This window comes from Mesorhizobium sp. P2_F7 (assembly GCF_056403695.1).
Map to the genome: position 1 here is coordinate 32,046 of NZ_JBFUFA010000005.1, position 24,101 is coordinate 56,146.

General features: G+C 63.5%; 22 protein-coding genes and 1 riboswitch. Of the genes, 10 read left to right on the plus strand and 12 right to left on the minus strand.

What is annotated here, in order from left to right; translation table 11 throughout:
* The first annotated feature begins 214 nt into the window (after positions 1 to 214).
* From AC1DZ8_RS18750 to AC1DZ8_RS18775, 6 genes are all read left to right on the plus strand, one after another.
* On the plus strand, positions 215 to 1,342 hold the full coding sequence (locus AC1DZ8_RS18750; protein ID WP_477309297.1) for an S-(hydroxymethyl)glutathione dehydrogenase/class III alcohol dehydrogenase: 1,128 nt from the start codon (positions 215 to 217) through the stop codon (positions 1,340 to 1,342).
* 65 nt (positions 1,343 to 1,407) lie between these two features.
* On the plus strand, positions 1,408 to 1,977 hold the full coding sequence (gene gfa / locus AC1DZ8_RS18755; RefSeq protein ID WP_477309298.1) for an S-(hydroxymethyl)glutathione synthase: 570 nt from the start codon (positions 1,408 to 1,410) through the stop codon (positions 1,975 to 1,977).
* Between the two features lie 63 nt (positions 1,978 to 2,040).
* Positions 2,041 to 2,508: a YaiI/YqxD family protein gene (locus tag AC1DZ8_RS18760; protein ID WP_477309299.1), complete on the plus strand. Its 468-nt coding sequence runs from the start codon at positions 2,041 to 2,043 to the stop codon at positions 2,506 to 2,508.
* 22 nt (positions 2,509 to 2,530) lie between these two features.
* Positions 2,531 to 3,220, plus strand: a complete 690-nt coding sequence (locus AC1DZ8_RS18765; protein ID WP_477309300.1) for a DUF1345 domain-containing protein — start codon at positions 2,531 to 2,533, stop codon at positions 3,218 to 3,220.
* A gap of 123 nt (positions 3,221 to 3,343) precedes the next feature.
* The gene (locus tag AC1DZ8_RS18770; RefSeq protein ID WP_477309307.1) at positions 3,344 to 4,204 is read left to right on the plus strand and encodes a cytochrome b/b6 domain-containing protein; all 861 of its coding nucleotides are present in this window, start codon (positions 3,344 to 3,346) and stop codon (positions 4,202 to 4,204) included.
* Between the two features lies 1 nt (position 4,205).
* The gene (locus tag AC1DZ8_RS18775) at positions 4,206 to 4,997 is read left to right on the plus strand and encodes a molybdopterin-binding protein (RefSeq protein ID WP_477309301.1); all 792 of its coding nucleotides are present in this window, start codon (positions 4,206 to 4,208) and stop codon (positions 4,995 to 4,997) included.
* A gap of 74 nt (positions 4,998 to 5,071) precedes the next feature.
* Here AC1DZ8_RS18775 and AC1DZ8_RS18780 read toward each other — a convergent pair whose 3' ends face one another.
* Both AC1DZ8_RS18780 and AC1DZ8_RS18785 read right to left on the minus strand, forming a co-directional pair.
* A complete protein-coding gene (locus AC1DZ8_RS18780; RefSeq protein WP_477309302.1) occupies positions 5,072 to 5,491 on the minus strand; it encodes a hypothetical protein in 420 nt (139 codons plus the stop codon).
* A 124-nt stretch (positions 5,492 to 5,615) separates the two neighbouring features.
* Positions 5,616 to 6,617 (minus strand): hypothetical protein, encoded by a 1,002-nt coding sequence (locus AC1DZ8_RS18785; RefSeq protein ID WP_477309303.1) that lies wholly within the window; start codon positions 6,615 to 6,617, stop codon positions 5,616 to 5,618.
* Positions 6,618 to 6,951: 334 nt separating this feature from the next.
* A riboswitch (glycine riboswitch) is annotated at positions 6,952 to 7,038 on the plus strand.
* Between the two features lie 149 nt (positions 7,039 to 7,187).
* On the opposite strand from AC1DZ8_RS18785, the gene gcvT reads away from it, so the two are divergent.
* The 3 genes from gcvT to gcvP are packed head-to-tail and all read left to right on the plus strand — an operon-like array spanning position 7,188 to position 11,491.
* A complete protein-coding gene (gene gcvT, locus AC1DZ8_RS18790) occupies positions 7,188 to 8,288 on the plus strand; it encodes a glycine cleavage system aminomethyltransferase GcvT (protein ID WP_477309304.1) in 1,101 nt (366 codons plus the stop codon).
* Positions 8,289 to 8,294: 6 nt separating this feature from the next.
* Positions 8,295 to 8,663, plus strand: coding sequence for a glycine cleavage system protein GcvH (gene gcvH / locus AC1DZ8_RS18795; RefSeq protein ID WP_454574138.1), 369 nt, complete (start codon positions 8,295 to 8,297; stop codon positions 8,661 to 8,663).
* Positions 8,664 to 8,680: 17 nt separating this feature from the next.
* Complete coding sequence (gcvP, locus tag AC1DZ8_RS18800; protein ID WP_477308390.1) at positions 8,681 to 11,491, plus strand: aminomethyl-transferring glycine dehydrogenase; 2,811 nt, start codon at positions 8,681 to 8,683, stop codon at positions 11,489 to 11,491.
* A 92-nt stretch (positions 11,492 to 11,583) separates the two neighbouring features.
* On the opposite strand, the gene AC1DZ8_RS18805 is transcribed toward gcvP, so the two are convergent.
* The 10 genes from AC1DZ8_RS18805 to cpaB form a co-directional block, all read right to left on the minus strand.
* Entirely contained in the window at positions 11,584 to 12,756 is a 1,173-nt protein-coding gene (locus AC1DZ8_RS18805; RefSeq protein ID WP_477401406.1) for a GGDEF domain-containing protein, read from the minus strand.
* Positions 12,757 to 12,917: 161 nt separating this feature from the next.
* Complete coding sequence (locus AC1DZ8_RS18810) at positions 12,918 to 13,364, minus strand: hypothetical protein (protein ID WP_477308386.1); 447 nt, start codon at positions 13,362 to 13,364, stop codon at positions 12,918 to 12,920.
* 169 nt (positions 13,365 to 13,533) lie between these two features.
* Positions 13,534 to 14,361 carry a PA3715 family protein gene (locus AC1DZ8_RS18815; protein ID WP_477308384.1) on the minus strand — a complete coding sequence of 276 codons (828 nt, stop codon included), beginning with the start codon at positions 14,359 to 14,361 and terminating at the stop codon, positions 13,534 to 13,536.
* A 119-nt stretch (positions 14,362 to 14,480) separates the two neighbouring features.
* Positions 14,481 to 15,446 (minus strand): type II secretion system F family protein, encoded by a 966-nt coding sequence (locus AC1DZ8_RS18820; protein WP_477401409.1) that lies wholly within the window; start codon positions 15,444 to 15,446, stop codon positions 14,481 to 14,483.
* Between the two features lies 1 nt (position 15,447).
* The gene (locus tag AC1DZ8_RS18825) at positions 15,448 to 16,413 is read right to left on the minus strand and encodes a type II secretion system F family protein (protein ID WP_477308380.1); all 966 of its coding nucleotides are present in this window, start codon (positions 16,411 to 16,413) and stop codon (positions 15,448 to 15,450) included.
* Positions 16,414 to 16,417: 4 nt separating this feature from the next.
* Entirely contained in the window at positions 16,418 to 17,839 is a 1,422-nt protein-coding gene (locus AC1DZ8_RS18830; protein WP_477308378.1) for a CpaF family protein, read from the minus strand.
* A complete protein-coding gene (locus AC1DZ8_RS18835; protein WP_477308376.1) occupies positions 17,836 to 19,050 on the minus strand; it encodes a CpaE/TadZ family protein in 1,215 nt (404 codons plus the stop codon). The genes AC1DZ8_RS18830 and AC1DZ8_RS18835 overlap by 4 nt, the downstream gene beginning before the upstream one ends.
* A gap of 43 nt (positions 19,051 to 19,093) precedes the next feature.
* Positions 19,094 to 19,360 carry a hypothetical protein gene (locus AC1DZ8_RS18840; RefSeq protein ID WP_477401412.1) on the minus strand — a complete coding sequence of 89 codons (267 nt, stop codon included), beginning with the start codon at positions 19,358 to 19,360 and terminating at the stop codon, positions 19,094 to 19,096.
* 4 nt (positions 19,361 to 19,364) lie between these two features.
* Entirely contained in the window at positions 19,365 to 20,765 is a 1,401-nt protein-coding gene (locus AC1DZ8_RS18845; RefSeq protein ID WP_477308372.1) for a type II and III secretion system protein family protein, read from the minus strand.
* A gap of 78 nt (positions 20,766 to 20,843) precedes the next feature.
* On the minus strand, positions 20,844 to 21,749 hold the full coding sequence (cpaB, locus tag AC1DZ8_RS18850) for a Flp pilus assembly protein CpaB (protein ID WP_477308370.1): 906 nt from the start codon (positions 21,747 to 21,749) through the stop codon (positions 20,844 to 20,846).
* Positions 21,750 to 22,008: 259 nt separating this feature from the next.
* On the opposite strand from cpaB, the gene parE reads away from it, so the two are divergent.
* Positions 22,009 to 24,063, plus strand: a complete 2,055-nt coding sequence (parE, locus tag AC1DZ8_RS18855) for a DNA topoisomerase IV subunit B (RefSeq protein ID WP_477308368.1) — start codon at positions 22,009 to 22,011, stop codon at positions 24,061 to 24,063.
* Positions 24,064 to 24,101 lie beyond the last annotated feature (38 nt).

Sequence of the window (24,101 nt, forward strand, 5' to 3'; positions counted from 1 at the left end):
CCTTCTTATGGGCTTCGGCAGCCGGGCTCAAGCACCGCCCGACCGCGCACCTCATCAAGACACTTCCGGCATGCCAGGCCCGTGCCGCGAGACGAAGGTCGGGATCGCCGACGACTGGGCCAAGATTTGCGCCATATTTGGTCGCCAAATCGGGTTGAAACAGTATAAAAATCCTGAAAGCCTGAAGACCAATCGCCTTGGGAGGAACTGCCTGATGAAAACCCGCGCCGCAGTTGCAGTCGCCGCCGGAAAGCCGCTGGAGATCATGGAGGTCGACCTCGACGGCCCGCGCGATGGCGAGGTGCTGGTCGAGATCAAGGCGACCGGTATCTGCCACACCGATGAGTTCACACTGTCGGGCGCCGATCCCGAAGGCCTGTTCCCGGCTATCCTCGGCCATGAGGGCGCCGGCGTCGTCGTCGATGTCGGCAAGGGCGTCACCTCGGTCAAGAAAGGCGACCACGTCATCCCGCTCTACACGCCGGAATGCCGGCAGTGCCCGTCCTGCCTGTCGCGCAAGACCAACCTGTGCACCGCCATCCGCGCTACGCAGGGCCAGGGACTGATGCCCGATGGCTCGTCACGCTTCTCGATCGGCAAGGACAAGATCTTTCACTATATGGGCTGCTCGACCTTCTCGAACTTCACCGTGCTGCCCGAGATCGCGCTGGCCAAGGTCAACCCCGACGCCCCCTTCGACAAGATCTGCTACATCGGCTGCGGCGTCACCACCGGCATCGGCGCAGTCATCAACACGGCCAAAGTCGAGCAAGGTGCGACCGCCGTCGTCTTCGGCCTCGGCGGCATCGGCCTCAATGTCATCCAGGGCCTGAAGCTGGCCGGCGCCGACATGATCATCGGTGTCGATCTCAACAACGACAAGAAGGAGTGGGGCGAGCGCTTCGGCATGACGCATTTCGTCAATCCGAAGGAGATCGATGGCGACATCGTCCCTCACCTCGTCAACATGACCAAGCGCGGCGCCGACCAGATCGGCGGCGCCGACTACACATTCGACTGCACCGGCAGCACCAAGGTGATGCGCCAGGCGCTGGAAGCCTCGCATCGCGGCTGGGGCAAGTCTGTCGTCATCGGCGTCGCCGGTGCTGGCCAGGAGATCTCGACCCGGCCGTTCCAGCTGGTCACCGGGCGGACCTGGATGGGCACCGCCTTCGGCGGCGCGCGCGGCCGCACCGATGTGCCGAAGATCGTCGACTGGTACATGGACGGCAAGATCCAGATCGACCCGATGATCACTCATCTGCTGAAGCTGGAAGACATCAACAAGGGCTTTGACCTCATGCACGAGGGCAAGTCGATCCGAAGCGTCGTCGTTTACTGAGGAGAAAGCCGCCGACCGAAGGGCCAGCGACTGAAGTTGCACGGGTTCAACAAGGGAGGAAGAAAATGCCGGAAAAACTGCATCCGAAAATCGACAATGGGCTGCCCAAGGAAAGCGCGAGCTTTGCCGGCGGCACGCTGGTCTGCGCCTGCACCAGCAAGCCGGTCAAGGTGAAGGTCAAGGGCCAGATCGCCCACAACCACGCCTGCGGCTGCACCAAATGCTGGAAACCAGAAGGCGCCGTGTTCTCGGTCGTGGCGGTCGCCGGCACCGGCGACGTCACCGTCACCGAGAATGGCGACAAGCTGAAAGTGGTCGATCCCTCTGCCCTCATCCAGCGCCATGCCTGCACCGGCTGTGGCGTCCACATGCACGGGCCGGTCGAGCGCGACCATCCGTTCAAGGGCCTGTCCTTCATCCATCCCGAGCGTTTTGAGGAAGATGGCTGGTCACCGCCGGGCTTCACGGCTTTCGTCTCGTCGATCATCGAATCCGGTATCGACCCCAAGCGCATGGACGGCATTCGCTCCCAGTTGAAGTCGATCGGGCTCGAACCCTATGACTGCCTCAATCCCGGCCTGATGGACTATATCGCCACCTGGACGGCGAAGAAGTCGGGCGCGCTGCCGGCCTGACACTACGAGATTTCTGGCATGGGGCCGGGTAACATGCCGGCCCCATGTTCGTTTGGAGAGACAATGCCCGCACCTGCTATCTACGTCGACGCCGACGCCTGCCCGGTGAAAGCCGAGGTCGAAAAGGTCGCCGAGCGCCACGGCGTCGTCGTCACTTACGTCTCCAATGGCGGGCTTCGTCCCTCGCGCGATCCGATGATCCGCAACGTCGTCGTTTCCAAGGGTGCTGACGCCGCCGACGACTGGATTGTCGACAACGCGAAATCCAACGACATCGTGATCACCGCCGACATTCCGCTTGCCGCCCGCGCCGTGGCGCTGGGCGCCCATGTGCTTGGGCCAACCGGGCGCCCTTTCACGCCCGAAACCATCGGCATGGCGGTGGCGATGCGCGATTTGAAGCAGCATTTGCGCGAGACCGGCGAGAGCAAGGGCTACAATGCCAGCTTCGCACCGCAGGACCGCTCGCGCTTCCTGGGCGAACTCGACCGTATCTTGCGGCGCGCGCTGAAATCCGTCACACCGGGCTAGAAACGGCACCAGGGGCCGGACTATGGCGACAGATATCCCCATCACGAACCCGCTGCACCGGCACAAGCAATTCCTGGTGTCGGCCTGCGTCGGTCTGCCGGCATTGGTTATCGCGCTGATCGCGGGCTTGCCGCTTGCCTATTCCGTCTCGGTCGCTGCCGACGCCTTCTTCGTCGTCTTCATTGCGCTCGTCCTCGCCAAGATGCCGCTGCTGTCCGGCCGCTATCTCAGCAAGAATGCGCGCGAGGTCGACCTGCCGGTGCTGAGCATTTTTGCCATCACGCTGGGCGTCGTCAGCATCGCCATTGTCCTGTTGTTCCTGCTGATCAACCACAAGGACCGCGACCCCATCGAGCTGGGTATCGCGATGCTGTCGATCCCGCTTGGCTGGTTCACCATCCATGCCATGGCCGCACTTCATTACGCGCACGTCTACTGGATGGACGGCGATGCGATCGATACCGAAACCAAGAAGAAAATGCCGGTGGGCGGCCTCGATTTTCCCGGCAGCAAACGGCCCGAAGGCTGGGATTTCCTTTATTTCGCAACGGTGATCGGCATGACCGCGCAGACGGCCGACACAGCGATCACGACCTCACACATGCGCCGCGTCGTGCTTGTCCATTCGATCCTGTCGTTCTTCTTCAACACGGTCATCGTCGCTGCCGTGGTCAATCTCGCCGTCAGCCTCGGTAATCCGAGCCCGCCGTAAATCCGTGCCCGTAATAAAAACGTGATCGCATGAAACATCGCTTTCGATAGCGACGTATTGGGAGGAGAACGACAAGCGCGAGATCGCGCAGCCAGGAGACCAGGAAATATGGAATCCGTTGCCATGACCCAGTCCAGCATCGGGGCTGATGCCACTACGCCGAAGGTTACGACGCTGATCTACCGGCAGTCGCGCTGGACGCGTCTGACGCACTGGCTGTGGGCCATCTCGCTGTTCTTCATGCTGTTGTCCGGCCTGCAGATCTTCAACGCCCGCCCGCAGCTCTACATCGGCAAGCAATCCGGCTTTGGCTACAACAACACCGTCTTTGCCATCGGCGCCGAAAACACCGCGACTGGTCCGCGCGGCTATACCGAAATCTTCGGCCATCGTTTCGACACCACCGGCGTGCTCGGCTGGTCAGGCCCGGCCGGTCAACAGACCTCGCGCGCCTTCCCGTCCTGGGCGACGATCCCGTCCTATTACGACCTCGGCACCGCCCGCGTCGTGCATTTCTTCTTCGCCTGGATACTGACCACCACCTTGGTCGTCTGGCTGGTCGCCAGCCTGGTCAACGGCCACCTGCGCCGCGATCTGGCGCCGCGCCTGGATGACCTCAAGCGCTTGCCGCAGGACATCATCGACCACGCCAAGCTCAGGTTTCACCACACCCGCGAATACAACACGTTGCAGAAAATGGCCTATGGCGGCGTGCTGTTCGTGCTGTTGCCGCTGATGATCATCACCGGCCTTGCCATGTCGCCGAGCATGAACTCGGTGCTGCCCTGGCTGAACGAGGTGCTCGGCGGAAGGCAGACGGCGCGCACCATCCATTTCACGGTGATGGTGCTGCTGGTCGGGTTTTTCATCATCCACATGCTGATGATCCTGGCCGCCGGCCCGATAAACGAACTGCGCTCGATCATCACCGGCTGGTACCGCACCGACCCGCCTGCGCACGGCGACACCGAGAGGAGTGCGTAAGATGGCCAAATTCCAGATCAGCCGCCGCAAATTCCTGACCGGCGCCAGCCTCGGCGTTTCCGGCATCATGCTGTCGGGTTGCGATGCCTTCGACAGCCAGCTGGGCATGGGCGATGGCCTGCGCAGTTTCCTCGAAAACGCCAACGGCCTGACCTATCGCGCCCAGCGCCTGCTTGCCGGCCGCGACGCGCTGGCGCCGGAATTTACCGAGGCCGACATCCGCCAGCCGCAGCGGCCGAACGGTGTCACCGCGCCCGACGACGACACCTACAAAGGCCTGCTCGCCAACAATTTCGCCGACTGGCGGCTGGAAGTGACGGGCCTGGTTGAAAAGCCGCTGTCGCTCAGCCGCGAGCAGCTGCAGAATATGCCGAGCCGCACCCAGATCACCCGGCATGACTGCGTCGAAGGCTGGAGCTGCATCGCCAAATGGACGGGAACGCCGCTGTCGCTCGTGCTGGACCAGGCTGTGGTCAAACCTGAGGCGCGCTACGTCATGTTCCATTGCCTCGACACGATCGACCGCTCGCTCTCCGGCGAGATCAAATATTACGGCACGATCGACCTGATCGACGCCCGTCATCCGCAGACGATCCTCGCCTATGGCCTCAACGGCAAGCCATTGCCGGTCGAGAACGGCGCGCCGCTGCGCGTTCGCGTCGAACGCCAGCTCGGCTACAAGATGCCGAAATATCTCTACAAGATTGAGCTCGTCGACAGCTTTGCCAATGTCGGTGGCGGCCGCGGTGGCTACTGGGAAGACAATGGCTACGATTGGTATGGCGGTATTTGAACTTCACGCCGAAAATGCCGGTCGGCCCATGGAGGACCGCGAGCCGACCGGTTACGCCCTGGCCCTGGCCCCGCTCAATAGCCGGCGTAAATCCACTGACAATTGTTGTAGGAATCGCAGCTATAGTACCAGTAGCCGTCGCTGCGGGCCTGTTCGCCTGACGTGGCCATGCTTGCAACGGCATCCGCCTTCGTTGCGTCGGCGCCCAGTTCCTTGGCCATCGCCGCCATCTTGCCGGCGTCGATGAATGTCGGCTTGCCGTCCGTCATCTTGGCGCCCTGCTCGGCCACCGGCCCCGCCTCGGCCAGCATCCTGGCCGCAACCAGCATCGCCTCGCCGTCCTTGTCGGCCTTGGCGATGTTGGCCAACGCGACCGCCGTCTCGACTTTGGTGCGCGCGTCGGCCTGTTTTTCCGGCGTGATCCCGCCGGCGGAAGCCGTCGAGCCAAGGCCGACGGCACATGCAAGAGCAAGCACGTTACGAAGCATGTTCATGTGGTGTTCTCCCCAAGAGTGGACGTCCCCACTCAACGGTAGAGCAGATTCATCGCCGAAGAACCCTGTCGAAACTGACAGGGTGTTGTCCGGCTTGCCAAAATCGAGCGGCGACGCTGGTCGGTCAGGCCACCTTGTCGAGCAGTGGCTTGAGCGCCGGATGGATCTCCGGCGAAGCGTGCTTGATCAGCGTCAATAGAGCGCGCTCATTGTCGTGCAGCGGGCGGTCGGTGCCGATGCGCTCGGCCAGCCATTTCGCCTCGCCGGCGTCGATCGTTTCGGCGCGGCGGGCAAGTGCCTCAGCGGCGCGATTCTTCGATTCCCACTCGGCCTCGATATCACCGGGCGAGCGATAGGCTTCCATGATGCCGGCGAGCCCGCCTGACAGCATTCGGCTGAAAAAGCCGCCGATTTCGGGTTCGGCCTGTTCGAAGAAGCTGTCACGGCGCAAGGCAGCCTCGCGCGTCGGCGCTTCGTAGCCGGCCGAACACATGACGAAATTGGCGATCGCCTTGACGAACAGTTCGTTCCAGGACGGATCATTCCCGGCGGCGGAAGTCTGCTCGTTGATCCTGAACAGCACCTCGGCCTCACTGCGGGTGATGGCGATGTTGCCGTCGCCGCCATAGGCATAAAGGATGCGGCGCAACAGGTCGACTTCGGCCTTGGCGATCAGTCCGGGAACCAGCGCACCGCCCAGCATCAGCGGCCCCTTGCCGTCGACCACCGCATGGGCGACCTGTTCCAGTGCATAGGCGGACAGCCGGCCGGGCGATGATTTCGCCTTTTCCAGCACATGCACCAGCAGCTCCAGCTCGGTGAGACTGTCGACCATGCCGTCGCGCGAGATCGTCTGGATCAGCCAGTCGGCATTGTCCTGCGAGATATAACCGGCCGGTTTTTCCTGGTGGACGATGTAATCGGTGACCGCTTCGACGAAGAAGGGCGGCCATTCCTGGCATTTGTCCGTTGCCGTCGCGTCGAGCGCGAACAGCGCCTCGGCCTCGCCACGGCTGACCACACCATCGGCGAACACCTCGCGACGCAGCATGGCGACATCTTGCGCCGTGATGCGGTCCTTCGCACTCAGCCCCGCCACCGGCGCGCTCCCGATCCGTTCGCCCATCTGCCAGTCCCCGTCCGCTGCATCCCCAGAGGGTCATTGCTCCCAAACTATCAGCAGTGTCTTGAAAAACCGGCAAACGGCGTGGTTAGCGAAGGCTTGCTAACCCAGAGCGCTGTGAGGTGTATCGAGATTCAGGTCAGGCCGAGACGAAAATGATGGTCTCCGAGAACCGGAGCGGAGCGTACTCAACTACGTGAGCACCGGAAGCGCAGGAGGCCAGCGTTTGCAGGCCGGCATCACCTGAATATCGATAACACCTTTGATGTCGCAGGCAGGTGACAAGGAGTCGCCGACAAGCTATGGATGGCGCGTCGAGGGCTCAGGGTCTGAGTCCTACCTGTTTGCGGGAGAGAGCAGCGCGAGCTGCCGCCGAAGGGGAAATCGCCCGAAATCTCTCAGGCAAAAGAACCGTAGACGGGAAAGACACTCTGGAAAGTCGGGGCTTGCCCCCGCGCCGAAGGTGTAAGCGTCGCCGACAGAGTTCCGGTTGCGCGAGTCTCTCAGGCTTCAGACAGAGGGGCACGGACTGGTCGCCAGCAGCGGCCGATTGCGTGCGACTCTGGAGATGACATGACGGGCGACGACACCAAACACCTTCCCCTCGAAGATTTACACAGCGCAGCCGGCGCGCGCTTCGGCGCCTTTGCCGGCTGGTCGATGCCGCTGACCTATCCGGCCGGCGTGATGAAGGAACACCTTCACACCCGCGAACATGCCGGCCTGTTCGACATTTCGCATATGAAGCTGTTCGAAGTCAGCGGACCCGGCACTGTGTCCCTGCTCAACCGCGCCTGCCCGCTCGATGCCGGCGCGCTCGACATCTCCCAGTCCAAATACACCTTTTTCCTCAACGAAGCCGGCGGCATCATCGACGACCTGATCGTCACCCGGCTCGGCGACAGCAGGTGCATGGTCGTCGCCAATGCCGGCAATGCTGTCGAGGACGAGAAGCATCTGCGCGCTCTGGCGACGGATTTCGACGTGAAGGTCGATGCGCTCGACCGCGTCTTCCTGGCCATCCAGGGTCCGGAAGCCTGGGCCGCCCTGTCCCGGGCCGGCATCGAGACCGGCTCGCTGCTGTTCATGCACGGCATCGAGCCGAAGCAGAACTGGTTCATGAGCCGCTCCGGCTATACCGGCGAGGACGGCTTCGAGATCGGCCTGCCGGAAGCGGATGCGCGGGCTCTGGTTGCGAAATTGCTCGAAGATGAACGCGTGCTGTGGATCGGCCTTGCCGCCCGCGACTCGCTGCGGCTGGAGGCTGGGCTCTGCCTGCATGGCCAGGACATTACGCCGGAAATCGATCCGGCCAGTGCCGGCCTGATGTGGGCGATTCCCAAGGATCTACGTGCCAGCGGATCCTTCATCGGCGCTGACGCGCTACGGGCAATCCTGGAGCGTGGCCCGGCGCAAAAGCGCGTCGGCCTGAAGCCCGAGGGCCGCCAGCCGGTGCGCGCCGGCGCTGCCCTGTTCGATGCCGGCGCCAATCCGGCCGGCCATGTCACCTCCGGTGGCTTCGGCCCCTCGGCAGGGCATCCCGTCGCCATGGGCTATGCCTCGGCGTCCCTGGCCAAGCCGGGCACAAAACTCTTCGCCGACGTTCGCGGGACAAAAATCCCGATCGATATCAACCCCTTGCCCTTCACTCCTCATCGCTACCGCAAAGGATAAATCCCGATGGCAAAAACCTATTTCACCGCAGATCACGAATGGCTGAGCGTCGAGGGCGGCATCGCCACTGTCGGGATCACTGACTATGCGCAGGAACAGCTTGGCGACCTCGTCTTCGTCGAACTGCCGCAAATCGGCACGAAGCTGAGCAAGGGCGATACCGCCGTGGTCGTCGAATCCGTCAAGGCGGCCTCCGACGTCTATGCGCCGGTCGATGGCGAGATCACCGACGCCAACGGCACGCTGTCGTCCGACCCGTCGCTGGTCAACTCGGCAGCGACCGGCGACGGCTGGCTGTGGAAGATGAAGCTCGCCGACGAAGGCCAGCTCGCCGGCCTCATGGATGAGGCCGCCTACAAAGCCCATATCGGTTGATATCAGGAACTATTGCCATGACCGCAGCACTTATCCCCTTCTCGGCCCGCCATATCGGGCCTGATGTCAACGATGTCAGAGCCATGCTTGCGGTGATCGGCGTCCCCTCGGTCGAGACGCTGATCAGCCAGGCCGTGCCGCAGTCGATCCGCCTCGACCTGCCGCTGACCCTGCCCGCACCGGCGAGCGAAGCCGAGGCGCTGGCCGAACTGTCGGCGACCATGGCAAAAAACACAGTGCTGAAGAGCTTCATCGGCGCCGGCTATCACGGTGTCCACGTGCCGCCGGTCATCCAGCGCAACCTGTTCGAGAACCCGGCCTGGTATACGGCCTACACGCCCTACCAGGCCGAGATCAGCCAGGGTCGCCTGGAAATGCTGTTCAACTTCCAGACCCTGGTCACCGAATTGACCGGCCTGCCGGTGGCATCGGCCTCGCTGCTCGATGAAGCCACTGCCGTCGCCGAAGCGGTCGGCATTGCGCTGCGCCATCACCGCGACAAGCGCACCAAGGTGGCGCTGGCCGGCACACCGCACCCGCAGACGCTGGACGTGGTGCGCACCCGCGCCGAGCCGCTCGGAATCGAGATCGACGGCGAGACCATCGACGACAACACCGCCGCCCTGCTCGTCTCCTGGCCGGACACGTTTGGCGTCTATGGCGACCACAAGGCGGCGATCGACAAGGCCCGTGCTACCGGCGCGGTCGTCGTCTTTATCGCCGATCCGCTTGCGCTCACGCTGACTGACGCGCCGGCCAAGCTCGGCGCCGACATCGCCGTAGGTCCCATGCAGCGCTTTGGCGTGCCGATGGGCTTTGGCGGCCCGCATGCCGCCTATTGCGCCGTCTCCGACAAATTGACCCGGCTGATGCCTGGCCGCCTCGTCGGCCAGTCCACCGACAGCAAGGGCCGCCCAGGCTATCGTCTCGCCCTGCAGACACGCGAACAGCATATCCGCCGCGACAAGGCGACCTCCAACATCTGCACCGCGCAGGCGCTGCTCGCCAACATGGCGACGGCATATGCGATCTGGCATGGCCCCGCCGGACTGCAGGCTATTGCTGCGCGCATCCATGAGCTCGCCAACCGCCTCGCAGTGGGCCTGAAGGCATCAGGCGTTTCGGTGCTCGGCTCAAGCCGCTTCGACACGGTGACGGCCGAGGTGAAGGGCAAGGCAGCTTCGATCGACGCTGCCGCTGAAAAGGATGGCCGGTTGCTGCGTGTCATCGATGCCGACCGCATCAGCATCGCCTTCGACGAGACCTCGACCGAGGCTGATCTTGAGGCGATCGCCGCCCTGTTCGGCGCCAAGCCTGGTGCTGCCGAGACAGGCGCGATGCCCGGCAAGCCGCGCGGCAAGGAATTCCTCACCCAGCCGGTCTTCCGCGAGAACCACTCCGAGACCGACATGATGCGCTTGCTGCGCCGGCTGGCCGACAAGGATCTGGCGCTCGACCGCACCATGATCCCGCTGGGCTCCTGCACCATGAAGCTCAACGCGGCGGCCGAAATGATGCCGGTGAGCTGGCCGAGCGTCGCCAATCTGCATCCCTTCGCGCCGGCCAGCCATTCGCAGGGGTATCGCGCCATGGTCGGCGAACTGGAGGGCTGGCTGTCTGAGATTACCGGCTTCGACGCCGTCAGCCTGCAGCCCAATGCTGGCAGCCAGGGCGAATATGCCGGCCTGCTCGCTATCCGCGCCTATCACCGTGCGCGCGGTGAAGGCCATCGAACCGTCTGCCTGATCCCCTCCTCCGCGCACGGCACCAATCCGGCAAGTGCGGCCATGGCCGGCATGAGCGTCGTCGTCGTGCGCTGCCTGGAGGATGGCAATATCGACATGGACGATATGCGGGCCAAGGCCAACGAGCATTCGAAGAATCTTGCCGCACTGATGTTCACCTATCCTTCGACGCACGGCGTCTACGAAGAAGGCGCGCGCCACCTCTGCGCGCTTATCCACGAGCATGGCGGCCAGGTCTATTTCGACGGTGCCAACCTCAATGCGCTGGTCGCGCTGGCACGGCCCGCCGACATCGGCGCCGATGTCTGCCACATGAACCTGCACAAGACCTTCTGCATTCCGCATGGCGGCGGCGGTCCGGGCGTCGGCCCGATCGGCGTCAGGGCGCATCTGAAACCCTATCTGCCGGGCCACGTCACCGAAGGCTCGGCGCATGCCGTGTCGGCCGCACCGTTCGGCAGCGCCTCCATCCTGCCGATCACCTGGATGTACATCCGCATGATGGGCGCCACCGGCCTGAAGCAGGCGACGGAGACCGCCATCATCTCGGCCAACTATGTGGCGACGCGGCTCGCGCCGCACTTCCCGCTGCTCTACAAGGGCAGGCACGATCGCATCGCGCATGAATGCATCCTCGACACGCGCGTGCTCAAGGAAAGCGCCGGCATCAGCGTCGACGATATCGCCAAGCGGCTGATCGACTACGGCTTCCACGCGCCGACAATGTCGTTCCCGGTCGCCGGCACGCTGATGGTCGAGCCGACCGAGTCCGAGCCCAAGCGCGAGCTCGACCGGTTCTGCGAGGCGATGATCGCCATCGCTGGCGAGGCCGCAAAGGTGGCGAAGGGCGAATGGCCGCTCGAGGACAACCCGCTGGTCAACGCACCGCACACGGCGGCTGAAACGCTTGCCGGCCAGTGGACCCACCCCTATTCGCGGCTGGAAGCGGCCTACCCCGCCGGCGACGCCGACACAGCAGCCAAATACTGGCCGCCGGTGTCGCGCATCGACAATGTCGCCGGCGACCGCAACCTCGTCTGCTCCTGCCCGCCACTGTCGGAGTATCTCGGCGCCGCCGAGTAGAGGCTACAAGCAATTCCAGGAAAAGTGCGACGCGGTTTTCCCGGGAAAAGCGCGCAGCGCTTTCCCTTGGGAATTGCGGAAAAGCTAATGGATCAAGCAGAACGCAAGGCCGGCCCGTCGGCCTTGCTTTTGCGGTCGTGGACAAGCACGCGGTTCCGTCCTGCGTTCTTGGCCKCGTAGAGCGCCTTGTCGGCCTCGGCCAGCACGTGGTCGAGGCTGCTGCCGGCCTCCTCGCCAAAGCCGATGCCGCCGCTGACGCTGCTGCGCAGCGGACCGCGCGGCGTCGGCACCACTTCCGTACCGAAAGCGACGCCGATCTTGCTGGCGAGATCGTAGGCTTTGTCCTCGGTCATCCGCGACATGACCAATGCGAATTCCTCGCCGCCCAGCCGGAAGGCGTCGACGCCGGCCCTGTCATACTTCTTGATGATCGCGGCGAAGCGGCACAGCACCCGGTCGCCGACCGGATGGCCATAGACATCATTGGTCCGCTTGAAATGATCGAGGTCGAACATGGCGACCGACATGAACGGACCGAAGACGCGCTCGCCATAGAGTGAGTTCAAAGCCCGCCGGTTCATCAGGCCGGTCAGCGGGTCGGTCATGGTCTCGGCCTTCAGTTCGATCTGCGCCTGCAAATGGTGCAGCGACAGCGTCAGCGCGCCGAGCGCCGTCATGCAGGCGACCGCGACGACGGAATTCAGCCGCTCGGCCCAATTGTCGGGCGCGACGCCGAGCACCCACTGGCCCTTGACCAGAAGCACCGCGCCGCAGAGCCCGAAGGAGAGCCCGCAAACGCCGCTCAGCGCCGAGACGACCAGCAGAATGCCGCGATCATGACCGCCGCCCTTGATCCAGAACATCACCCCGATCGAAGCGAGCAGCACCGTTACCGTCGCATAGGTGAGGATGAAGCCGGCACCGTCGAAACCGAGATAGGTCACGCCTGCGCAGATCGCCATCGCTAGCAGGGCCGGCAGGGCGGCGCGACTGTAATTGCGCACGCCGAGATACTGCATGGCCGAAAGCGAAAGGGTAAGGAAACCGAGGCTGAGCAGCACCAGCGCTGCCTGGCAAAGCCAGGGATTGGGCTCCCTTGTGTAGCGCCAGAAGACGATGACATGGGCGACAAGCACCAGGATGCCGCACGCCACCGTAAACACGAAGCGCGCGCGCGGCGCCGTGAACCAGATCGCAAACATGGTAATGCTCAGGCATGTGCCTGACAGCGCGGCTGCCAGCAGGAGCGAACTGAAATCAAGCATGGGTGAACGACAGCCTTCAGGGATCGTCGGTTGCACCGCATCATAGGCGAGCAGTCGCGTCGAGATACCGTTTTTGGCCGGGCTTGCGGTGCAAATTTCCGACAGGGTTTACAAACCGTCGATAGATGGCGGCAGATACCGCAAACGACGGTTGCGAAGCTTCAACCCTTGTTGAGCAGCGCCAGATTGGCGTTGACAACGGTCGGGTCAGCCATGCCGGCCCTTGCTTCCATCAACAGGGCTCGTGCCTTCTTCTTGTTGCCGCGCAGCAGCTGCGAATAGCCCATATTGTTGACGATCTGCGGCTTGCGCCCGGCCACCTTCAACAACTGGTCGTAGGCGCGGTCGGCGAAGTCGAAGCGGCCGAGCTCGTCATAGGACGCGGCCAGCCCCATCCAGCCCTCGGCACTGTCGGCCTTCAGCTCTACAGCCTTGCGGAAATGCTGTTCGGCAAGGCCGTAGTTGGCGTCGCGGAACTGCGCCTTGCCTTGCGCCAGGTCGGACGTGCTGACGTCCTTTGCCGCCGGTTGGATCGATGTGGTCTTGGTCTTGTCGACGTTCTCAGTCGTACAACCGCTGACCGCCAAGACGGCCGCTAGCGCGGCCATTGCCGTGAAACTTCTGTGACGCATGCCCTGGCCCCAATCGCCCGATTTACCGGGTCATTCTCTGGGATCATGTGTACAGGAGAGCGATTAAGCTTCGGTGCTGAAATGCGCTGAAAATTTGGTTTCCGGCACACCAGCTATTAACCACCAGGCCGCAACAGCCGCGTTGTCAGGGCTCCATCGCCTTGAGCGCCTCCGGAACCGGATAGCGGCTGCCGTCATAGCGCAGCCGGTAGGTCCGCGTCACCGATTTGCCGGGATGCGACTGGCACTCGCCATTCTTGTCGATCGCGGGTTCGTCGGTATCCGTCCGCTCGACCACGCTGATGTCGCGATAACCGTGATGGCTCGCCCGGCTCATCGCCAGGCTGACCTGGCTGGAATGAAAGGATCCGGCGCAACTGGCATCGCCTTCGCCGCCAAAGCCGGCCACGACCAGGCCGTCGAGCACCAATCGCAGGGCATCGTCGTCCACGGCATAGAGCCGCAGGGCAGTTTCTCTGAAGGGATTGGGCTGCGAATGGTTTGCCCTGTCGATGCTCAGGCCGAAGGCGGTGATCTCGGGCGCCAGCCTATAGCGGCCGGTATCGAATTCGACCTTGCGGATGGCGATGGCATCGTCGGTCACGGGCTGGAGCAGGCGCTGGCGCACCTGCAGGTTGTTCCTGTCGACGACCAGAATCTCCACATCGCCGACATGCCTGTCGCTGGGTTGGGCGCTGTCGATCAGCGGCACCGCAACCAACAGCAGATCGTCATGGGCAGGCCAGATCTTGCAGACCAGGCCTGGCGTATCGTAGTCGTATTGTGGGGATGTCAAGGAGATGCTGGTGTGGGGCTCAAGTGTGAACGAGGCGCCGTCGGCGCTCATTCGGGCCTTGGGATAGGCCTGCTGCACCAGCGTGGCAGCATCGCCGCAGTCGCCGGCTGCAGCCTGCGCAGGCGACAAGCCGGCCGTGGCAAGGCTTAGGAAGACGGTGCACAAGACTATTCGCATTGGCTGATCACTCATTCTCTGGTTTTGCCGAAGCGGCCACGCCGGCCGGTCCCGCGAAATCCAGGCAGGGCTAATTGAAGTGCGTAACCGCAGGAAGTCGCCTGATGGCTCCGGCGTATCTACGGCGCGGTAGTCATTTTGACGATGATCGGGATGACGGCGATCATCAGCACCACCGGCAGGATGCATACCACCACCGGCACCGACATCTTGGCCGGCAAGGCATGTGCCTTTTCCTCCGCCAGCGACATGCGCTTGTGGCGCATTTCGTCGGAGAACACGCGCAGCGCCCCGGCCAGGCTGGTACCGAGCTCCTTGGACTGCTGCAGGAGCGTGGCGAAGGAGCGCACCTCGTCCAGGCTGAGGCGATCGGCGAGCGCCTTCAAGGCATCGTCGAGGCTGCGGCCAGCCCTCAGTTCCAGCGACACCAGCTGCAGGTTCTGGCTGAGCGACGGATAGGTCTTGGCCAGTTCCTTCGAGACGCGCTCGATGCCGGCTTCCATGCTCATGCCGGCATCTGAGCAGACGATCATCAAATCCATGAAGTCGGGAAAGCCGTTGCGGTATTCGCGCATCTTTTCCCGCACCTTCTGGCTGAGCACCAGGCCGGGCACGAAATAGCCGGCGGCTCCCGACAGGATGATGAAGGTCCAGCGGCTGGTCGCCGTGGAATCGGCGCTCGCCATCCACTGGTTGACCAGGAACGCGCCGATCGCCGCGCCCACGAGGCAGGCGAAGCGGATCAGGAAGAATGTGCCGACGGCGCGCGGCTCCATATAGCCCGCCTGGATCAGTTTCATGCGCAGCCGGGCGACATTTTCCGGATCGCTCTTGGCGTAGAATTCCTGCGCCCGCTTCACCGCCTTCTCGCGCACGACGCTCTGGCTTTTCTTCGGCGCCGCCTCGACCTGCTCGGGAGCCTTCGTGTCATCGACCTTGAGCCGGCGCTTGAGATCGTTGCGGTCGCCTTTGGCCACCACCAGCGGCCACGCCACCGCGCCACCGCCCACCGCCAGGAGCAAAGCAGCCACCGGCATCATCGACGTCGGCGCCAGCGAGGCGAGGAACTGGATCACCTGTTCCATGTCAGAACCGGAAGTTCGACATCTTGAACATGATGATGTTGCCCAGCATCAGCCATGTCACCGAACCGCCCAGCAGATACCAGGTCTTCGGCACATCCCAGACGCTTTGATAGAATTGCGGCATCAACACCATGATGGCGGTGAAGAGCAGCGCCGGCACCGCCGTCAGGATATAGGCCGACATACGGCCTTCGGTCGAAATGGCGCGCACCTTGCGGCGCAGCTTGCCGCGTTCGCGGATCGTCGTCGACAGCCCGTCGAGGATCTCGCGCAGATTGCCGCCCGAACTCGTCTGGATCGACACCGCGGTGACGAACAGCGGCAGATCCTCCTGGCCGACCCGGTCGAACAGTGAATTCAATGCCGAAACCAGATCGGACCCATAGGTGACCTCGTCGGAGATAACGCCGAACTCGCTGCCGATCGGATCGGGCATCTCGCGCGACACCATGGAGATCGCCACCGGAACCGGATGCCCGGCCTTGAGGCCGCGCGTGATCAGTTCCAGCGCCTCCGGCAGTTGCACGCCGAACCGCTTGACCCGCCGGCTGCGCATGGTACGCAGCACCAGCACCGGCAGCAGTGCTGCCAGCATCACAAACAACAAGATGGCGAGCAGCAGCGGCAGGCCGTACCAGAGCACGGTGAGCATCAGCGCCAGCGCCACGCCCGTCGTGATGGTCAGGAACCTCGGCAAAGGCATCACCATGCCCGACTGCGTGCGCAAGGCGCGGAAACGATCGGGCGAGAACAGCGACGTGCCGGCTTCCAGGCCGCGCTCCTTGCGCAGCTGGATCAGCACCTGTTCCTGGCTGATCTTGCTTTCCTGCAGCTTCATGCGCCGGTTGATCGCCAGCCGCTTATCGCTGCGGCCGGCATAAAGCAGATAGCAGCCTTCGGCGATCATGATGCCGGTCAGCGCTGCCGCGGCATAGACGACATAGATCGGGCTGAAATTCTCGAACACGCCGCTACTCCTGCGGCCGGCCGGGTTCGAAATATCTGCCGGGGAATTCGATGCCCATATTGCGCAGATCCTCGAGAAAGCGCGGGCGAATGCCGGTCGCCTCATAGTGACCGAGGATGGTGCCGTCGGCCTCCATGCCGGTGCGCACGAAGCGGAATATCTCCTGCATCTGGATGACGTCGCCTTCCATGCCGGTCACCTCGGCGACGCTGGTCACCTTGCGCTTGCCGTCGGACAGGCGCGTCAGCTGGACGATAAGGTCGAGCGCGCTGGCGATCTGGCTGCGGATCGACTGCACCGTCATCGGCATGCCGGTCATGCCCAGCATCTGCTCGAGGCGTGAAATGGCGTCGCGCGGCGTGTTGGCGTGGATGGTCGCCATCGAACCTTCATGGCCGGTGTTCATCGCCTGCAGCATGTCGAAGGCCTCCTCGCCGCGGCACTCGCCGAGGATGACGCGGTCGGGGCGCATGCGCAGGGCATTCTTGACCAGGTCGCGCTGCTTCAGCTCGCCATGACCTTCGATGTTGGCCGGGCGCGTTTCCATGCGGGCGACATGCGGCTGCTGCAATTGCAGTTCGGCCGCGTCCTCGATGGTGATCAGCCGCTCGTCTTCCGGAATGAAGGCCGACAATGCGTTGAGCATCGTCGTCTTGCCGGTGCCGGTACCGCCCGAGATGATGGTGGTCTTGCGGGCATGCACGGCGGCGGCCAGCACTTCGGCCATATTCTGGGTGATGGCGCCGAACTCGACCAGCTTGTGCAGGCCGAGCTTGTTTTTGGAAAACTTGCGGATCGACACCAGCGGCCCGTCGACGCCCACCGGCCGGATGGCGGCGTTGAAGCGTGAGCCGTCGAGCATACGGGCGTCGACCATCGGCTGCGATTCATCGACCCGACGACCGACGGCGGCGACGATCTTGTTGATGATGCGCAACAGATGCGCCTCATCCTTGAACGGGATATGGACCTGCTGCAGCTTGCCGCGTTTTTCGACGAAGCAGTTCTGGTGGCCGTTGATCAGGATATCGTTGATGTCGGGGTCTTTGAGCAGCGGCTCGAGCGGGCCGAGGCCGACCATCTCGTCGACAATGTCGTCGACCAGCGCCTCGAGCTCGACGGTGTTGATCGCCATCCGTTCCTGGCGGGTCTTTTCCGACACGAATTCCTGCACTTGCCGGCGCATCTCTTCCTTGGGCAGGCGCTCCAGCGCGACAAGGTTGATTTCCTCGAGCAGCATACGGTGAATGCGCACGCGGGCGTCGAGCACCTTGTTGGCGCTTTTGGCGGGTGTCGCATCCGGTTTCGGCGGCAACGCCTTGCGGATCGTCGGAATGACCACCGCATGATGTGCGACCGGCCCCGCATCGGCCGGCTTCAGCGGACGGACGTCACGGTTCTGCAAGGTCGAGAAGCGACTGGTCATCCGGCTTTCCTCTTCAGGAGGCCCCTGCCGATGCCGAACAGCGAGCGTGATTTCTCCGGCGTCGCGACGGCTTCCTCCGGCAGGATGATCTTCTTCAGATCGTTGACGACATTGGCGTTCGGGTCGATCTCGTGCAGCGGCACGCCGCGGTCGACCGCCTCGCGCACAAGCCGATAATTGTTGGCGATGCCGCCGACGAAATGCTCGCCGAGGATTGCCTGGACATCCGCCTGCTTGATGCCGTTGTCGAACATCTTCTGCTCGAAACGGTTGACGATGACGTTCGGCTTCACCTCCTTGCCGGCCGTCTCGTAAACCGCCTGGATCAGCCGCTGTGTGTGGCGCAGGCACGGCACCGTCATTTCGGCGACGATGTAGAGCTTGTTGGAGCCAAGCAGAACCGTCTCCGTCCACGGAAACCAGGTCCGCGGCATGTCGATGACGACATTGTCGAAATAGGCCGAGACGAGATCGAGCATGCGCACCACGACATCGGTCTTGAACGAGCGCATTTCCGACGGACGCGTCGGCGCCGCCAGCACGCAGAGCCCGCTGGCATGCTTGGACAGCATCACGTCGAGCAGTTGCCGGTCGAGGCGCTCGGGCTGGTTCTCGATTTCGGTGATGTCGAAGCGCGGCTCGAGATCGAGATATTCGGCGCAGGCGCCCTGCTGAAAATTGAGGTCGACCACGCAGGTCGACGCGCCGCGCGTCACCGAATGATGCAGCTGGAAGGCGGTCTGTAGCGCCAGCGTCGTGGTGCCGACGCCGCCGGCGGCCGGCATGAAGGTGTAGATCTGCGACTCGGTGTTTTCCTCGCGTCCCGGCCCTTGCAGCGCGCGCACGACCGAACGCACCAGATCGGCGGTGGTGATCGGCTTGACCAGGAAGTCGGCGACCTGAAGCTGCACCAGGATGCGGACCGCGGCGGCGTTGAACTCCTGGGTGACGACGACGACCGGAACCCGGCCTTCGAGCCGGCGCATGATGCGCTGCAGCGACTCGATCTCCTCCAGCTTTGCCGCATCCATGTCGACGATGAGCGCGCCGAAATCGGCTTCCTGGACCTCGCCGCGCAGTTCGGAAATGTTCTTCTCCACGGTCGAAAGCTGGATCACCTCCGAGGCCGCGAACGCGATGCGCGTATCCTGCACAAAGGTCCGGTCGCTGGACACCAGCAGGATTTTCTTGGTCTTGATGCCGCTTGCCATTTGTCAGCCTGTCAGGTCATTCCCGGTCAAATCACCAGGCAAATCAATCGGTTGTCGCTGTTGGTTGCACGGCCTTGGCGGCCGCCGCCTGATCGGCGGCGTTCACCGCGGCGTCACTGCGCTGCGCCGGCACCAGCAGCCTGGTGTTCTGGACGCCATATTTCCAGGGGTCGACCATCTGCATGGCCGTATTGGCAGCCTGCGCGTTGCCGGCGCCCGTCGTCGTCCCCTCGCTGCGGACATAGTCGTCGCTGGTGCAGCCGCTGGCGAGGCCGGCGAGCAGCAGCGCAATGCATGGTTCGACGCGCATGGCTTCAATCCTTCGGCAGGTCTAGGAAGTGCCCGACCGTGGTGACCGGGGCCGACTGGGCCGTGCTGCCGCTGGCCATTGCCATGGCGCGGTTGGCGTCGGACGCTTTCACTTCTTCGGTGTTGTTGAGGAAATAGTCGACATTGCTGGCCGGCTGCGTGCCGTCAGTCGGCTCGAGCAACTTCTTCGACGGATCGACCGGCTTGACCAGATAGGGGGTGACGATGATCACCAGGTCAGTCTCGCGCCGCTGATAGGATTTCGACGAGAACAGAGAGCCGAGCACCGGCAGCTTGCCGAGGCCGGGAAGACGCGACGTGGTGATGTCGTTCTGCGACTGCAGCAGGCCGGCGATCATGAAGCTCTGGCCGTTCTTCAAGTCGACCGACGTCCTGGCGCGGCGCACGATGAAGCCCGGCACCGAGATCGTACCGATATTGTAGGAGGCCGAGGCATCGATCGAGGACACTTCCGGCGCGATGTCGAGGCTGACCAGCCCGTCCTTCAGCACGGTTGGCGTGAAATCCAGGCTGACGCCGTATTTCTTGTAGCTGACGGAGATCTTGCCATTGTCCTCGGAAACCGGGATCGGGAACTCGCCGCCGGCGAGGAAGCTTGCCGTCTGGCCCGACCGGGCGATCAGGTTCGGCTCGGCCAGCCGCCTGGCAAGGCCGCGCTCCTCCAGCGCCTTGATGGCAACGTCGATCGACAGGCCGTTCGACAGCAGCCGGCCGATGATCTCGCCATTGCCTGCCGCCGGCACCGTGCCCGGCTCGATGGTGACGTCGCGCCCGCCAAGGCCGTAAGCGAAATTGGCGCTGTATTTGGCGCCGAGATCCTGTCCGGCCTGGCGGTTGATCTCGACGAAGCGGACGTTGAGCTGAACCTGCTGCGAGGACGAGATGTTGACTGAATTGATCACTTCCTCATTGCCGGAGAAGCGGCTGGCGATCTTGCTCGCCTTCTCGGCGGCGACCGCGTCATCGGCCTCGCCCGACAGCACGACACGGCCGTTGGCCGAGCCGACCTTGATCTTGGCATCCGGCACGCTGGCGCGAATGGTGCTGGCCAGCTGGTCGGTGTCCAAGGTCACCTCGATGTCGACCGTGCCGACAAGCTGCTTGTTCTCGTCGAACAGGGCAACGCCGGTGGTGCCGAGATTGTTGCCCAGCACATAGAAGGACTTGTCGGTCAGCGGGTTGACGTTGGCGATCTCCGGATCGCCGATGACGATCTGGTAGAAGGCGGCACTGGTGATGATCGTTTTCGGCTTGCCCTTGGCCACCTTGATCGACGCATTCTTGGTCGACGACACATAGACGATGTCATTGTCGGCCTTGGCCGGCGCGCTGAGGCCGAGCATTGCGGCCGCGGCGAGGCAAGCCGCCATCGCAAGCGCCCGCATTGGGCGCAGCCCTTTCGTCATCCGATATGCATGAAGTCCCGACATCTGTCCCGTCCCTCGCCCGGTCCCCACCGGCAGTTATGGCTGGTCCCGCGCAGGAACCTGGTATTCCTCGACCTGCGTGCCGCGCGTCACGATGATCGTCTTGAATTTCGGCTTCTCAGGCTCCTTCGTCGCGGCGGTGAACAGCGCGCCAGCCGCAGCCTGAACGCCGGACGCGACCGAACCGCCGAAGGATGAAATGGTGGTGACGCCGTCCTTGGCAGTGCCACCATCGGCGGCTGAGCGGAGCGACAGCGACAAGGTGCCGACGGTGCGGGCGAGCGCCACTTTCTGGGCACCGTCCGTTGTCACCTCGATTGTAACGGAATTGGCGATCTGCGGCGTGGTCTGGCGCTGGTCGGCGCCCTGCCCGACGGTCAGCACCTTGGCGTCGGAGACGACGATCTCGGAGGTGACTGTGGAGCCGGCCGCGCCTTGCGCGTTCTTGGCCACTTCCTGGATTTCGCCTGCATCGCGTGTCAGCACGACGTCGACCCGGTCGCCCGGCATCACGAAGCCGCCGACACCGGCGATCTCGTCGGTGCGGATGGTCACCGCCCGCATGCCGGGCGTCATCATGTTGGACAGCGTCGCGCGGCCATTCGGTCCGGACAATTTGCTGAGCAGCACCGGTTCGTTGATCTCGATCGGCGACAACACCACGCGGCTGCCTTCGGCGAGCAAGGAATTGATGGTGGTGAAGGCGCCCTGCGGCACCGACTCTTCCGACCACGGGATTTCGGTGAGCTGCGCGCGGTCGAGTTCCATGCCGTAACGCAGCGGCGCGTTGGCCACGACGATGGTCTTGAACTCAACTTTTGGGGTCACGGGCGCCGGGATCGATGCCGTCTTTTCCTCGGCATCTGCCTTGGCCTGGCTCTTGACCCAGAAATCCGCGGCAAAGATCGAGATCGCGCCGAAAACGGCGGCGATGCCGATCATCGTTATGGCCTTGCCCCTCACAACTAAACCCCTGACGCATGTGGTCTTTTGTTTGTTGAGGCCCACGTTAGGCCGCTTTGTTAAAGATTCAGGAATCCCGGAGCGTCCGCGCGGACCTATTTCCGCCGGCTTGGTTATCGAAAGGTTTTAGGATAAGAAGGGGTTAAATCCCCGAACGTAACAGGAACTTCCGTCGCTTGGCGCTGAAAAGCGTGGCAGTATCGGCGGGTGATTCGCGGCACCGGATTCTATGGCAGGCATGGACGACAACAACGATCTTTTCGGCAATCTGGAAAAGCAGCCGCAACCAACCCGGACGTCGGCGCGCCCGGCCGATCCGCTGGTGCAGGCCACAAAGCGTCCTGCCGCGACCAAGGATGGCAGCGAAGGCTATAGCGCCGCCGACATCGAGGTGCTGGAAGGGCTGGAGCCGGTTCGGCGCCGGCCCGGCATGTATATTGGCGGCACCGACGACAAGGCGATGCACCATCTGTTCGCCGAGGTCATCGACAATTCGATGGACGAGGCGGTCGCCGGCCACGCCACCTTCATTGATGTCGAGCTTTCGGCCGACGGGTTTCTGACCGTTACCGACAATGGCCGCGGCATCCCGGTCGATCCGCACCCGAAATTCAAGAAGCCGGCGCTCGAAGTCATCATGACGACGCTGCATTCGGGCGGCAAATTCGACTCCAAGGTTTATGAGACCTCCGGCGGCCTGCACGGCGTCGGGGTCTCCGTCGTCAATGCGCTGTCGGACCATCTCGAGGTCGAAGTCGCGCGGGGGCGCCAGCTTTACCGCCAAAGATTCTCGCGCGGCGTTCCGGTGAGCGGGCTGGAGCAGCTCGGCGAGGTGCACAACCGACGCGGCACCAAGATCCGCTTCCATCCCGACGAGCAGATCTTTGGCAAGGGCGCCGCCTTCGAGCCGGCGCGGCTCTATCGCATGACGCGCTCGAAAGCCTATCTGTTCGGCGGTGTCGAAATCCGCTGGAGCTGCGATCCGTCGCTGATCAAGGAAAAGGACCAGACGCCGGCCAAGGCGGAGTTCCATTTCCCCGGCGGCCTGAAGGACTACCTCAAGGCATCGCTCGGCGACGATTTCCAGGTGACGCGGGAGATCTTCGCCGGCAAGAGCGAGAAGCAGGGCGGCCACGGTTCGCTCGAATGGGCGGTGACCTGGTTCGGCGGCGACGGCTTCATCAATTCCTACTGCAACACCATCCCGACCGGCGAAGGCGGCACGCATGAGGCCGGCTTCCGCAATGTGCTGACGCGCGGGCTTCGCGCCTATGCCGACCTCGTCGGCAACAAGCGCGCCTCGATCGTCACCTCCGAAGACGTCATGATCTCGGCGGCAGGCATGCTGTCGGTGTTTATCCGCGAGCCGGAATTCGTCGGCCAGACCAAGGATCGGCTGGCGACGATCGAGGCCATTCGCATCGTCGAGACCGCCATCCGCGATCCCTTCGACCACTGGCTGGCCGACAATCCGCAGGAAGCCTCGAAGCTGCTGGAATGGGTGATTGCCCGCGCCGACGAGCGGGTGCGCCGGCGCCAGGAAAAGGAAGTGTCGCGCAAGAGCGCGGTGCGCAAGCTGCGCCTGCCCGGCAAGCTCGCCGACTGCACGCAGAATGCCGCGGCGGGTGCTGAACTGTTCATCGTCGAGGGCGACTCGGCCGGCGGCTCGGCCAAGCAGGCGCGCGACCGCGCCAGCCAGGCGGTCCTGCCGCTGCGCGGCAAAATCCTCAACGTCGCCAGCGCCGGCAACGACAAGCTGGCCGCCAATCAGCAGATCTCTGATCTCATCCAGGCGCTCGGCTGCGGCACGCGCTCGAAATATCGCGACGAGGATTTGCGCTACGACCGCGTGATCATCATGACCGACGCCGACGTCGACGGCGCCCACATCGCCTCGCTGCTGATCACCTTCTTCTACCAGGAAATGCCGAACCTGGTGAATGGCGGCCACCTGTATCTGGCGGTGCCGCCGCTCTATTCGATCCGGCAAGGCGGCAAGGTCGCCTACGCCCGCGACGACGCGCACAAGGACGAGCTGTTGCGCACCGAGTTCACCGGCCGCGCCAAGGTCGAGATCGGCCGTTTCAAGGGCCTGGGTGAGATGATGGCCTCGCAGCTCAAGGAAACCACCATGGACCCGAGGAAGCGCACGCTGCTCAGGGTCGACGTGATCGATGCCGCGGCTGCGACCAAGGACACGGTCGATGCGCTGATGGGCACCAAGCCCGAGGCGCGCTTCCGCTTCATCCAGGAACGCGCCGAATTCGCCGCGACGGAAGTGCTGGATATCTAAGCGTCCACCGTTCTAGTCTGCTCTTCCAGATACGGAGA